Source organism: Otoolea muris, assembly GCF_943193115.1.
In the GTDB taxonomy this organism is placed as follows: domain Bacteria; phylum Bacillota; class Clostridia; order Lachnospirales; family Lachnospiraceae; genus Otoolea; species Otoolea muris.
Window position 1 is genome coordinate 91,628 of sequence record NZ_CALPCY010000002.1, and the last position, 12,815, is coordinate 104,442.

Here is a 12,815-nt window from a genome sequence, read left to right on the forward strand (position 1 = left end):
TTTCATGTTCTTTTTATTCTATCAGAGTCAACACCCCCGCTGCAGGCAACGGAGCGTCAAGCTTGCAGCGCTGCAGAGCAGCGGGGTATTTGACCCTCGCGGCAGTCGCCAAATGTGCATGCAAGCATGCCCACCTGGCTCGTTGCTCGCGGGAATAAATCCCCTGACGGTCAGCCGCCTATCTGCGACATGCCGCGGCGCTCTGCGCCCGCCGTCCGCGCGCAGCCTCCGAAATCGTGTCCTGACGGCTTGGCGCGCAGGGCTTTTTCGATGGCGGCTTTCAGCTCTTCTTCACTGCACCCGGCCGCCAGAAGGGGCTTTAGCTCCACGCCTGTATCGTACTGGAGGCAGGTCTTTAAAAAGCCTTCGGCAGTCAGGCGCACCCTGTTGCACTCAGAACAGAATTTGTGGGTGACTGCGCTGATAAAGCCGACCCGCCCGCAAAAGCCTTCGGCGGCGTAATATTTACAGGGGCCGTTTCCCTTTACGTCGCTGCACGGCGTTAAGGCGCCCAGATGCGCTTCCAGAAATTCCTTCAGCTCGTTTTCACTGATAAAGGGAAATTGGCTTCCGAGCCCGATAGGCATCATTTCAATAAAACGGACGTGGATCGGCTGGCTCTTTGCAAGCTGCAGCAGCTCCAAAATCCCCTGTTCACGCGGATCCCCCATCGGGACGCAGTTGATTTTAAGGGAAATCCGGTTCTTTAACGCAGCCTGGCGGATACCCCGTATCACACGCTCCGCCTCGTCGCGCCTGGTGATCGCGCGGTAGCGGGCCGGATCCAGGGTGTCGAGGCTCACGGTTACGGCGTCGAGCCCGGCGTCGGCCAGGCTGTCGTACATCTCCTCCAGAAGGACTCCGTTCGTGGTGAGCGTGATATTTTCAATGCCCGGCGTCTGGCGGATGCGGGCAATTAAGTCTGTGACGCCCCGCCGCACCAGCGGCTCCCCGCCGGTTATTTTTACCTTTTTAAGCCCCATGCCGGCCAGGACGCTGACAATCCGCAGGATCTCCCCAAAGCGCAGGATCCGATCGTGCGCAATGCTCTCCACCCCTTCCTCGGGCATACAGTACCGGCACCTTAAATTACACCGGTCCGTCACGGAAATGCGGATATAGTCAATGGTTCTGCCCATGCCGTCCGTCATCTCGCAAAATCCCCGCTTTTCCCACCTGATTTTGTTTCCAGATGTATTTCATTCATCTCCATGCGCTTATCAATGGCCTTACACATATCGTAGATTGTCAGAAGCGTGACGCTCACTCCCGTGAGGGCTTCCATCTCCACGCCGGTCTTTCCCTCCGCTGTCGCGGCGCAGATGACCTTGATCTCCATCTCTTCCTTATTAACCTCAAATTCAATGCTGCACTTGGAAATAAACAGCGTATGGCACATGGGTATCAGGCCGGCCGTCTGCTTGACCGCCATGATTCCCGCCACCCTGGCCACGCCCAGGACGTCGCCCTTTTTTACGGTCCCGGCCATGACCGCTTTCATCACAGCCTCATTCACGCGGATCTTTCCCGTGGCTACTGCAGTGCGGGTGGTGACATCCTTATCCCCCACATCCACCATCACGGCGTTTCCCTTTGTATCAAAATGAGTCAATTTCTTTTCCATGAATTTTCCTCGCTTTTTTAATAGTCCTGTTTAAAAATCACTTTATTTTTTTCATATTATATCGCTTATCGTTCTGGCTGTCATCTCTTTTTAGGAAAGTTTTGATTTCTTTATATTTTTTTCAAATTTCTATTGTATTTCAGAGCAATTTGTAGTATTATAGACTCATAACTAGAACGTAGTCTAGTTTTCAAAAAAGGGGGGCGGGGATTATGGAGCATCCTTATGTATTTAACATTCAGAAATTTTCCATCCACGATGGGGATGGCATCAGAACCAGTATATTTTTTAAAGGATGCCCGTTATCCTGCCTGTGGTGTCATAACCCGGAAAGCCAGCGGCGTCCAAAGGAGCTGATGGTCTTCCATGACCGCTGTACGCTCTGCGGAGAATGTGTAAAGCGCTGCCCCGCGCAGGCGATCTCGCTTACGCAGGATAAGGTTGTCCTGGACCGCGATGCGTGTACGGCCTGCGGCGTCTGTACCGACTGGTGCTTAAACAATGCCAGGGAGATCGCCGGCAGGGAGTATACGGTGCAGGAGCTGGTAAAGGAGGCCGAAAAGGATCGGATGTTCTATGAGAGCTCCGGCGGCGGCATTACCCTTTCCGGCGGCGAGGTGATGATTCAGGACATGGATTTCATCGAAAAGCTGTGCCGCATTTTACACGACAAGGGCTACAGCGTGAATATTGACACCTGCGGCTATGCGCCTTACGGGAATTTCAAACGGATCCTGCCGTTTGTCGATACGTTTTTGTACGACATCAAGGCCATGGATCCTGAGATACATAAGCATTTCATGGGCGTTGACAACGCGCTCATTTTAGAGAACTTAAAGAAGCTGAATGAGGACGGCGCTTCGATCAGCATCCGCATCCCAACCATCGATGGGGTCAATGCCGACGAAGCTTTTATGAACCAGGTTATTGATTTCCTGCGGGAGAACAACATCCGCGTAAAACAGGTCAATCTTCTGCCCTACCACAATACGGGCAACCACAAATACGGGAAACTTGACAGAGCCTGCGACGAAGAGAATATACTGAAGACGCCGGACAAAGAGCGTATGGAGCTGTTCAAAAATATGTTTATGCAACATGGTTTCAATCATACAAAAATAGGAGGGTAAAAACATGGCAAACGAAACAAGCTGTTGCTGCGGTGGAAGCGGCTATGAAAAGGATTACACCGGCAATCAGGAACGCGGTATGAACGAGCGTATCAGAAGGCTCAGAAAAATAAGCACGACCACCCAGCCCCACATCTATATCGAGCGCGCTGTGCTGGAAACAGAGGCTTATAAGATGTATGAGGGCTCTGTCTCCGTTCCCGAGCTGCGCGCCCTGGTATTAAAGCATTTCTTCACCAACAAGACCATCAGCATTGACGACGGCGAGCTGATCGTGGGTGAGAAGGGCGACGGCCCGCAGTCCGCTCCCACATTCCCGGAGCTGTGCTGCCATACACTGGAAGACATGCACAACATGAACGATCGCAAGATCGTGAATTTCTCTGTAACCGAAGAGGACTTAAAGATTCAGGAAGAGATGATCATTCCCTTCTGGGAGAATCGTTCCACGCGCCACAAGATCTTAAACAGCATGACCGATGAGTGGAAAGAGGCTTATGCGGCCGGTATTTTCACGGAGTTCATGGAGCAGCGCGGACCGGGCCACACGGTTGGCTCTGAGAATATCTTCAAGCAGGGCTACCTGGATTATCAGAATGAGATCAAAGAGGCTATCGCGAACCTGGATTTCATGAACGATCCCGAAGCGCTGGAGAAGAAGAATCAGTTAAACGCCATGAGCATCTGCTGTGACGCCATCATGATTTTAGGAAAGCGCTACGGCGATCTGGCCAGAAAGATGGCGGCGGAATGCACAGATGAGCAGAGAAAGAAAGAGCTTTTACAGATCGCCGCCAACTGCGACGTCGTTCCGGCTCACAAACCCCAGACCTATTACCAGGCGATCCAGCACTACTGGTTCACCCATCTGGCTGTTACCACGGAATTAAATCCCTGGGACGCTTATTCACCGGGACATTTTGATCAGCACTTAGGCCCGTTCTACGCAAAAGATGTGGAAGACGGCGTTATCACAAGAGACGAAGCGCTTGAGCTGATGGAATGCTTATGGGTGAAATTCTACAACCAGCCGGCTCCGCCGAAGGTAGGCATCACCTTAAAGGAGAGCTCCACCTACACAGACTTTGCCAACATCAACACCGGCGGCGTGACACCGGACGGCAAGGACGGCGTAAATGACGTGTCCTATATCATTCTTGACTGCATGGATGAGATGAGGCTGGTTCAGCCCAACTCCAACGTACAGATCAGCCGCAAGAACCCGCAGAAGTTCTTAAAGAGAGCCTGCGAGATCGCGCGCGAAGGATGGGGCCAGCCCTGCTTCTACAATACGGAAGCCATCATCCAGGAGCTCATGAACGCAGGAAAGACCCTGGAAGACGCCCGCAAAGGCGGTTCCTCAGGCTGCGTTGAGACCGGCGCATTCGGAAACGAGGCTTATATCCTTCAGGGATACTTCAACCTGCCCAAGATTTTCGAGCTCACCCTGTTTAACGGCGTGGATCAGATGACCGGCAAGCAGTTAGGCCTTCAGACCGGCGACGCAAGGGATTTCAAGACCTTTGACGAGTTATGGGACGCTTATACAAAGCAGATCAACTACTTCCTTGACATCAAGGTAAGAGGCTCCAATGTGATCGAGCAGATCTTTGCGAAATATATGCCGGTTCCGTTCCTGTCCATCCTGACCAATGACTGTATCGCCAAAGGCAGGGACTACAACGCAGGCGGCGCGCGCTACAACACCAGCGTTATCCAGGGCGTGGGCACAGGCACCATCTCCGACTGCCTGTCCGCTGTAAAATACAATGTATATGACCACAAGAAATTCACCATGGCTGAGCTTCTGGACGCGCTGAAAGCCAACTTTGTCGGCTATGAGTCCATCCGCAACCTGGTTCTTAATAAGACGCCGAAATACGGCAATGACGACGACTACGCAGATGAGCTGATGCAGAAAGTCTTCAACTACTATGTTGACAACGTATCCGCAAGACCCAATATGAGAGGCGGCTCCTACCGCGTTGACATGCTTCCGACTACCTGCCATGTTTACTTCGGCAGCGTCATGATCGCGAGCGCCAACGGACGTCTGGCTGAGAAGCCCGTATCAGAGGGTATCTCTCCGGAGAAGGGCGCTGATGTGAATGGGCCGACCGCTGTTATTAAGTCCTGCGCGAAGATGGATCACTTAAAGACCGGCGGCACCCTGCTGAACCAGAAGTTCACACCTGATGTCCTGGAGGGCGAGGAAGGTATTGACAACCTGGCTAACTATGTACGCGCTTACTTTAATATGGACGGACATCATGTGCAGTTTAACGTTGTAAACCGCGAGCTGCTGCTCGAAGCGCAGAAGAATCCGGAGGAGTACAAGGATCTGATTGTGCGCGTGGCCGGATACAGCGACCATTTCCGGAATCTGGATAAACCGCTTCAGGATGAGATTATTGAGCGTACGGAGCAGAGTTTTTAGGAAAAATGTTCTGAAGGCTTAAGCTAAGGATATCTGATTTTATACCTCTTATGACAAAGCAGGGGAGTATGCCTCTCATGCTTATATCATAAGAGGTATTATATTTCTGATAATTGAATGCACGCCATCCTGTAACATAAAGGATTTTTCTTAAAAAAGCCTGCCGGACGGCAGGCTTCACATGTAAAAATGTTAATCATTTTTGAGCGGAGGCTGTTGATACAGTTTTCTGTTGATTTCGTTTTTTAGGATCTCAATCTCACTTTTGCAGCTTCTGCGCCGCCGCTTTCTAATTGACGTTCGATCCGCTCAACTATCGTAAGCTGGTCAAAAAAGACACTGTTTAATTCTTTTTCATCTGATGGCATCGCGTCTCACCTCTTTCCTCATTAAATAAAGATTGCCGTTATACTTACTTGTATTATACATACCATAGCGTAACCTGCGGCTGCAATCAAATTCCAATCTCTCAACTGCTGCGCCCTACCAAGCTGCGCTTCGCCCACCTTCCGCTGCGGTAACGGGAATAGGAAATGAGGCTGCCGACAAGCCAGCCGATGGGAATCGACCACCAGATCGCCCCGGGGCCCATCCGGCTTGCCAGCGTATACGCTACCGCAACCCTGCAGAACAGGTTCCCAAGCGAGCTCAGCATGAAGAATCCCATATCTCCCGCTCCCCGTAAAAGCCCGTTGCTCACAAATAAAATGCCCATCAGTATGTAAAAGGATGACACGGTACGCATATAGGACATCCCGTAGCCGATGGCATCCACATTTGTGTCGGAGTCCATGAACAGGTTTAATAAATTCGGGCCGAACAGGAAGATAAGCGTTGTCAGCGCCAAGCTGAATACCACGACCATAAAGAGGCTGGCTTTGTAGCCTTCCCTGACCCGTTCCTGCTTCCCGGCCCCGATATTCTGGGCTGTATAGCTGGACATGGCGTTGGAAAAGTTCATATTCGGCAGCATAGCCAGGCTGTCGATCTTGGTCGCCGCCGTGTAGCCCGCAATAAAGAGGGCGCCATAGCTGTTTACAAGCCCCTGCATAAGCAGCATGCTAAAGGAGACGATCGACTGCTGAATCATGGAGGGCACTCCCACGCGGGCGATCCGTTTCACAGCGGAAAAATCAAACAGCCTCGCGTTCAGCTCCGGCGCGTCCTCCTCGTCCGGCAGTTTCTTTAACCGGATTAACAAAATCAGAAACGACAGGCCCGCGCAAATGCCCTGCGCGATCAGAGTCGCCCAGGCCACGCCTGCCACCCCCATCTGGTAGCGGATGACAAACAGCAGATCCAGCGCAATATTAGCCAGTGTCGAAAACATCAGAAAATAAAGCGGCGTTTTGCTGTCTCCCAGCGCATTATATATTCCATTCAGGGTATTATAAATAAACAGGAACACTGCTCCGCAGAAATAAATCTGCAGATACGTCCTGGAATCTGCCATTATATTAGCCGGCGTTTTCAGAAGCCTTAAAATCGCTGGCGAGAGAAGTCCCCCTGCGATCATAATGGCAAGGCTTAAGAAGAACTGCCCGAGCAGGGCCGTTGATATCGTGACCTTCATCTCACGGATCCGGTTCGCGCCGAAAAGCTGTGAGATCACTACATTACAGCCCATCGACAGGCCCGCCGCCAGCGCCACGGCCAGAAATACCACCGGAAAAGAGGCCCCCACCGCCGCCAGCGCCTCTGCGCCGACGAAATTGCCGACCACGATTGAATCTACCATATTATAAAGCTGCTGGAAAAGATTTCCCAGAAGCATGGGCAGAGAAAAGAAAAATAAAAGCTTAAGCGGCCTTCCTTCCGTCAGGTTTTTAATCATAATTGTCCTTCCTCCTTTTCTGAAATAGCGGTTTGGAAATGCAGTTTTGGAACTTTGGGCGGAAATATGTGAATCTTATAATTATAATGCGGACGGACGGAAAACACAAGCGGGAAAATTTTTTATGCTGTGGGCGGCCCTCTCACGGTGTAACCGTTCAGACAACCTGAACTGTTACCTCACGGTTACTGTTCACACGCCGGCCAATCCGAGGTGTTTTTGTGAGTGCAGCGCAGCGAAAGTCACCGACAGCGGGTCCCCTTGGGTCAAACCCGGGAGCAGCAGCGCCAAGCTGCATTTTTTGCAGTTTGTGTGCATCGCGAAGCGTGTTACCGGGCACAGCCCGGCAGGGGTGCGAACAGTAACCTCTCACGAATCCCCCTTCACGAATAATCCCCCCATTTACAAACCAACTGCTGGAAATACCCGAGACTCTATGCTATGATAAAGAAAACAAACCGCAGTTCATCCCCCATTTTACTGCGGCAACAATATTTCACGAAAGGAATGATACGATGACAGGGAATTTTAAAACCAGGATATGGGCGGCAAATGTAGCGGGGTTCCCGCTTCCCGTCTATCTGGGCGTCCTGATCCTTGTGATAGCGTGTATGTATGCAGACTGCCTCCCGGCCGGGCTGGTCGGCGGCATCATTGTCTTGATGGTCGTGGGCGAAGGGCTGAACGCGATCGGCAATTCGCTGCCGGTGGTACGCACCTACTTAGGCGGCTCGGTGATCTGTATCCTGGGCGCGGCGGCGATTCAGGCGGCAGGGCTGATTCCGGCGCAGACGCAGGATATTCTGAACCATTTCGTAAACCAGCAGGGCTTTCTGGTCTTTTATATATCCGCCCTGATCACGGGAAGCCTGTTTAATATTGACCGCAATCTTCTTCTGCGGGCCACGGTCCGGCTGCTTCCGACAGCCGTTGTCTCCCTGGCCGCCGGAGTCATTCTGGCGGGGATTCTGGGAATGTTTATGGGCAATTCCTTTTTGGAGGGCATTCTGTATATCGGGATCCCCATGACCAGCGGCGGGATGACGGCAGGCTCGGTCCCGCTGTCCGCCATGTACTCCTCTGTCCTTGGCACGGACGCGGGGCAGATCCTCACAAGGATTGCGCCGGCCACGGTGCTCGGTAACTGCGTGGCCATCGTGCTGGGCGCTCTGGCCAACAATGTGGGAGAAAAACGTCCTGAGCTGACCGGCCACGGGCGTCTGGTGAATGACGGGACAAAACCGCCTGCAAGGCCGGCCATGAAACCGTCCCTGTCCCTCTTATGCACCGGGCTGATCATTTCCCTGGCGTTTTATGAACTGGGAGCTCTCTTTCACCGCTTCATCTCCCTGGTTCCTACTTATGCCTGGATGATCATTGCCGTGGTCATCGTCAAGGGCACGGGCATTATGTCCGAGCAGCTTGAGGAGGCGGCCCGCCAGTGGGGACAGCTTGCCATCCATAGCTGGACTGCCGCGGCCTTAACCGGGATCGGGGCCACACTGATTGATCTGAAGAGCATCCTGCGCGATATTACCCCGTTTTACCTCCTGACCGTCGTCCTGGTCGTCCTTGCCATTACGCTGACCGCCTCGCTGGTGGGCAGGAAAGTGGGATTTTACCCGCTTGAATCAGCGATTGCGGCCGGGATGTGCACCACCAATATGGGCGGTTCCGGCAACGTGGCGGTGCTCAGCAGCGCAAAGCGGATGGAGCTTCTCCCCTTCGCGCAGATCGTGACGCGCTCCTGCGGGGCGCTGATGCTGACGCTCGGCGGAGTTCTGGTGCAGTTGATGCTTTGAGGCTTTGAAGGATGGCGGCTTTAAAGGCTGACAGTTTATACAGAAGAGAATACTGCGGATTATACCGTCTGCAAATCCCCGTAACATACAGATAATGCCGAAGATTTGCAGACGCCGGAGAAGGAACCGTCCATGCTGTCTGAGCGGCCGGAACGCAGGATATTGAGGAAAGATTATGAATGTATTTGTTATTTTGATGCTTGTATTTGCCGCGCTGGGCCTTCTCGATGAAATACTGGGCGGCAGGCTGGGCTTTATGCCTGATTTTGAGAAGGGCCTTTCCACGATGGGCGGCCTTGCCATGTCTACGGTCGGCTTTTACGCGATCGGCATTTCTTATGTGCAGAGCCATGCGGAGGCGTTCGCAGCCGCCGCAGAACATATGCCTTTTGATCCGTCTCTTATTGTGGGATGTCTCCTGGCGCCTGATATGGGGGCCATGGGCATTGCGCAGAAGCTGGCGGCTTCGGCTTCGATCGCCATCTTTACCGGTTCCATGGTTTCCGGCGGGCTGGGGGCCACAGTCGGGTATCAGCTCCCCGTCTTCCTGGCCGCTGTCAAAAAGGAAGAGATCCCGGAGCTGATGCGGGGTTTTATTTTTGGGCTTATTATGCTGCCCTTCGGCCTCGCGGCAGGTGGCCTGATGCTCGGCCTGACTGCATCCGAGCTGTCTGTCAATATGATTCCGGTGCTGGCGCTCTGCGCGGTTCTGATTGCCGCCTTTCTTCTGATCCCCGCGCAGACCACCCGGTTTCTGATTATCCTGGGAAATGGGATCCGGATCCTCAGCTTCCTGTTTTTCGGCATTGCGATATTCAGCGTCTTTGTCCCCAGGTATGCGGTCGTGGACAGCGCTCTGGTAACGGAAATGCTTGATATGGTTCTCCGCATGGTCATCGTCGCCTGCGGCGGGCTTGTCATGTCCCACATTGCCCTTGACAAGCTCAGGCGGCCGATTGAGGCCATCGGGCGCTTTCTCGGCGTGAACAATGAGTCTGTGGTGGGACTATTCCTGAGCTGTACCCAGAGCCTTGCCATGCTGCCGCTCTTTACAAAAATGGATCGCAGAGGGCGGATCTTAAACGCGGCCTTTTCAGTGGCAGGCGCGTATGTAGTCGGCGGCCAGATGGCTTTCGTGGCCTCTCTTATACCGCCTAAGGCGCTGACGGCTTATATGGCCAATAAAATGATCTCAGGTATATTAGCTGTGGCGCTTGCGGTTTTTTGTGATAAAAGGCAGAGCTTATCGTAGAGCGTGTCTGAAAATTCATTGCTGGCTGGATAGAACACTGGTCCATCCGGACAGTATTATGGAGGCCCTGAATGGGAAGTGGAATGGCAGTGGCTGGACGGAAACGAAGACGGCATTGCAGAATGCTATGCGTTTGACAGAGAGGGATGGATGTATGCGGATACGGCCACACCAGACGGTTATACCGTAAACACAGATGGGGCATGGGCTGTAAACGGCGCGGCGCAGACAATGGCAGTGCCTGCCGGATACGCCGGAACAATGGCGCAGACACCGCAGGCGAACACGGATGGAAAGCGGATCCTGATCGCGTATTTCTCTCATACCGGTACGACACAGGAAACCGCAAAGGAGATCCAGGCGGCAGCCGGAGGCGATCTGTTTGAGATCACGGTAACCAATCCGTACCCTTCAAGCTACCAGAGCGCCGTTGACCGGGCCTGCAGGGAATTGGATCAAAACGCCAGGCCGGAGCTGTCCTCCCGCGTAGAACATATGGAAAACTACGATGTGATCCTGCTGGGCTACCCGATACGGTGGCATACAGCGCCTATGGCAGTTGATACGTTCCTTGAATCCTATGATCTGAACGGAAAGACAGTGCTTCCCTTCTGCACCAGCGGAGGCAGCAGCATTGAAGAAAGCATACCGGACATCCGCAGCCTTGGACAGAGCCGCGGGGCATCGGTTGGAAACGGGCTGACGGAATTCTGCGGCCGGGAGCAGTTTAATAGCTCCGGATGCGGTCATTTTCATCTTCGCCCGTTTTTTCAATCGTTTTTATCACCACCGTATACCCGGCCTTATCGCTGATCCGGACCTGGACGCGATCCCCGGCGCGGTGTCCCTTAATCGCCTTTCCAAGAGGCGATTCGATACTGATCAGCCCTTTCAGAGAGTTTCCCCGGATGCTGGTGACAAGGCGGTAGGTTTCCTCCTCCTCCTCGTCCTCAAAGTAGAGAGTCACCGTGTCGTTGAGGCCGATCTCGTCCGGCGCGGACTCGTCCGATACCACTCTGGCGTGCTTTAACATGTTTTCCAGATAACGGATCCGGCTCTCATTGCGGTTCTTGTCCTTTTTTGCGGCGTAGTATTCAAAATTTTCGCTTAAGTCCCCCTGCGCCCGGGCCTCCTTGACGGCCTCGATGGCTTCCCTGCGCACTACCAGCTTACGGTGGTCGATCTCTTCCTGTATCTTCTTTATATCGCTCTGCGTCAACTGTTCTCTCATCCTGTCACCCCATTAAATATCCAAACGCCATGCCGCGGCAGATACCTCCGCCGCGGCGCAAAAAGCATTACAGAATATGTCCCTTTGCCTTCATCACGTCAATCACCTGATCCACATATTTCTCGCACACGGCGTCGGTCTCGGCCTCTACCATCACGCGTATCACCGGCTCTGTGCCGCTCTGGCGAAGCAGGATGCGGCCTGTGTCGCCGAGGGCGTCCGCAACCTTCTGAACCTCGGCCTGAACGTCCTTATCCTCCTGGGCCTCAGCCTTGCTCTTTACCTTTACATTCTTAAGCACCTGCGGGTAAATCTCAATTTCAGAGGCCAGCTTTCCAAGCGTCTGCTTCTTCTCCAGGATCACTTCCATCACCTTCAGAGAGGTGAGGATCCCGTCTCCTGTGGTGGCGTTTTTGCTGAAAATGATGTGCCCTGACTGCTCTCCGCCCAGGCAATGGCCGTTCTGGGCCATATTTTCATACACGTATTTGTCGCCGACCGCGGTCTTTTCATAGGCGATGCCCTCTCTCTCCAGCGCCTTGTAGAGGCCGAAATTGGACATAATGGTGGTGACGATCGTATTGTTCACCAGCGTTCCCTGCTCCTTCATGTATTTGCCGCAGATGTACATGATCTTGTCGCCGTCCACCAGCTCGCCCTTCTCGTCCACGGCCAGGCAGCGATCCGCGTCTCCGTCATACGCAAAGCCCACGTCAAGCCGTTTTTCCTTTACAAACTGCATCAGCCTGCCGATATGGGTGGATCCGCAGTTCGTATTGATATTCAGGCCGTCGGGCTGGTTGCTGAGCACATAGGTCTCCGCGCCCAGGGCGTCAAATACATTCTTGGCAATGGAAAAGGAGCTGCCGTTCGCGCAGTCCAGGCCGACCCGCATATTTTTGAAGGAACGGGTGGCAATGGAAATCAGGTAGCCGATGTAGCGGTTCCGGCCCGCTGAGAAATCCACCGTGCATCCGATGTGATCCCGCTTTGCAAACGGAATCTCCCCGATTTCGCCGTCCAGATAGCTCTCAATCTTTTCGATCACCTCTTCCTCCAGCTTTTCGCCCCGCTCATTGATGACCTTGATGCCATTGTCATAATACGGGTTATGGCTGGCGGAAATCATGATTCCGCACTCAAAGCCCTCGGTGCGCACCACATACGATACGCTGGGCGTGGTCGTCACATGCAGGAGATATACGTCCGCGCCGGACGCGGTCAGCCCGGACACCAGAGAATACTCAAACATATAGCTGCTTCGTCTCGTATCCTTGCCGATCACGACGCGGCAGCGGTGATCCCCCGCCTTCTGCCCGTAATACCAGCCCAGGAAACGTCCTACCTTATACGCGTGCTCCACCGTTAAATCCACGTTTGCTTCTCCGCGGAAGCCGTCCGTGCCAAAATATTTTCCCATCCGTTCCATCCTCTCCTCGCTAAAATTTCCCTGAATTTAAATCATTCAATCGTTCACATAAAGGCTAATGTACCGATGCGTTCCT

At 53.3% G+C, this 12,815-nt stretch carries 11 protein-coding genes; 5 read left to right on the plus strand and 6 right to left on the minus strand.

The genetic code is table 11. The annotated features are described in order from the left end of the window. Positions 1–170 precede the first annotated feature (170 nt). Complete coding sequence (gene moaA / locus NFS31_RS02210) at positions 171–1,151, minus strand: GTP 3',8-cyclase MoaA (RefSeq protein ID WP_251491136.1); 981 nt, start codon at positions 1,149–1,151, stop codon at positions 171–173. Next, positions 1,148–1,624, minus strand: coding sequence for a cyclic pyranopterin monophosphate synthase MoaC (moaC, locus tag NFS31_RS02215; protein ID WP_251491138.1), 477 nt, complete (start codon positions 1,622–1,624; stop codon positions 1,148–1,150). The genes moaA and moaC overlap by 4 nt, the downstream gene beginning before the upstream one ends. 212 nt (positions 1,625–1,836) lie before the next feature. Here moaC and NFS31_RS02220 point away from each other — a divergent pair, with 212 nt between their 5' ends. Together NFS31_RS02220 and hypD are read left to right on the plus strand one after the other, a co-directional pair. Further along, positions 1,837–2,754, plus strand: a complete 918-nt coding sequence (locus NFS31_RS02220; protein WP_251491140.1) for a trans-4-hydroxy-L-proline dehydratase activase — start codon at positions 1,837–1,839, stop codon at positions 2,752–2,754. A 79-nt stretch (positions 2,755–2,833) separates the two neighbouring features. Then, a complete protein-coding gene (gene hypD / locus NFS31_RS02225; protein WP_251491468.1) occupies positions 2,834–5,191 on the plus strand; it encodes a trans-4-hydroxy-L-proline dehydratase in 2,358 nt (785 codons plus the stop codon). A gap of 245 nt (positions 5,192–5,436) precedes the next feature. On the opposite strand, the gene NFS31_RS26825 is transcribed toward hypD, so the two are convergent. Together NFS31_RS26825 and NFS31_RS02230 are read right to left on the minus strand one after the other, a co-directional pair. Next, positions 5,437–5,559: a hypothetical protein gene (locus tag NFS31_RS26825; RefSeq protein ID WP_275563867.1), complete on the minus strand. Its 123-nt coding sequence runs from the start codon at positions 5,557–5,559 to the stop codon at positions 5,437–5,439. A 101-nt stretch (positions 5,560–5,660) separates the two neighbouring features. Then, a complete protein-coding gene (locus NFS31_RS02230) occupies positions 5,661–7,025 on the minus strand; it encodes an MATE family efflux transporter (protein WP_251491142.1) in 1,365 nt (454 codons plus the stop codon). Between the two features lie 515 nt (positions 7,026–7,540). On the opposite strand from NFS31_RS02230, the gene NFS31_RS02235 reads away from it, so the two are divergent. The 3 genes from NFS31_RS02235 (at position 7,541) to NFS31_RS02245 (ending at position 10,892) form a co-directional block, all read left to right on the plus strand. Further along, positions 7,541–8,827, plus strand: a complete 1,287-nt coding sequence (locus tag NFS31_RS02235; RefSeq protein ID WP_251491144.1) for a 2-hydroxycarboxylate transporter family protein — start codon at positions 7,541–7,543, stop codon at positions 8,825–8,827. A gap of 175 nt (positions 8,828–9,002) precedes the next feature. Further along, positions 9,003–10,079 (plus strand): ethanolamine utilization protein EutH, encoded by a 1,077-nt coding sequence (gene eutH, locus NFS31_RS02240; RefSeq protein ID WP_251491146.1) that lies wholly within the window; start codon positions 9,003–9,005, stop codon positions 10,077–10,079. A 78-nt stretch (positions 10,080–10,157) separates the two neighbouring features. After that, entirely contained in the window at positions 10,158–10,892 is a 735-nt protein-coding gene (locus NFS31_RS02245; protein WP_251491148.1) for a flavodoxin, read from the plus strand. Here NFS31_RS02245 and NFS31_RS02250 read toward each other — a convergent pair. Together NFS31_RS02250 and glmM are read right to left on the minus strand one after the other, a co-directional pair. Further along, positions 10,807–11,310: a GreA/GreB family elongation factor gene (locus tag NFS31_RS02250; protein WP_251491149.1), complete on the minus strand. Its 504-nt coding sequence runs from the start codon at positions 11,308–11,310 to the stop codon at positions 10,807–10,809. The genes NFS31_RS02245 and NFS31_RS02250 overlap by 86 nt on opposite strands. A gap of 67 nt (positions 11,311–11,377) precedes the next feature. Then, positions 11,378–12,730, minus strand: a complete 1,353-nt coding sequence (gene glmM, locus NFS31_RS02255; RefSeq protein ID WP_251491151.1) for a phosphoglucosamine mutase — start codon at positions 12,728–12,730, stop codon at positions 11,378–11,380. Between the last annotated feature and the right edge of the window lie 85 nt (positions 12,731–12,815).

What these genes read in the sequence shown, in the direction of transcription:
- moaA (WP_251491136.1), bottom strand. Translation starts at nt 1,151, where the DNA reads ATGACGGACGGCATGGGCAGAACCATTGACTATATCCGCATTTCCGTG.
- moaC (WP_251491138.1), bottom strand. Translation starts at nt 1,624, where the DNA reads ATGGAAAAGAAATTGACTCATTTTGATACAAAGGGAAACGCCGTGATG.
- NFS31_RS02220 (WP_251491140.1), top strand. Translation starts at nt 1,837, where the DNA reads ATGGAGCATCCTTATGTATTTAACATTCAGAAATTTTCCATCCACGAT.
- hypD (WP_251491468.1), top strand. Translation starts at nt 2,834, where the DNA reads ATGAACGAGCGTATCAGAAGGCTCAGAAAAATAAGCACGACCACCCAG.
- NFS31_RS26825 (WP_275563867.1), bottom strand. Translation starts at nt 5,559, where the DNA reads ATGCCATCAGATGAAAAAGAATTAAACAGTGTCTTTTTTGACCAGCTT.
- NFS31_RS02230 (WP_251491142.1), bottom strand. Translation starts at nt 7,025, where the DNA reads ATGATTAAAAACCTGACGGAAGGAAGGCCGCTTAAGCTTTTATTTTTC.
- NFS31_RS02235 (WP_251491144.1), top strand. Translation starts at nt 7,541, where the DNA reads ATGACAGGGAATTTTAAAACCAGGATATGGGCGGCAAATGTAGCGGGG.
- eutH (WP_251491146.1), top strand. Translation starts at nt 9,003, where the DNA reads ATGAATGTATTTGTTATTTTGATGCTTGTATTTGCCGCGCTGGGCCTT.
- NFS31_RS02250 (WP_251491149.1), bottom strand. Translation starts at nt 11,310, where the DNA reads ATGAGAGAACAGTTGACGCAGAGCGATATAAAGAAGATACAGGAAGAG.
- glmM (WP_251491151.1), bottom strand. Translation starts at nt 12,730, where the DNA reads ATGGGAAAATATTTTGGCACGGACGGCTTCCGCGGAGAAGCAAACGTG.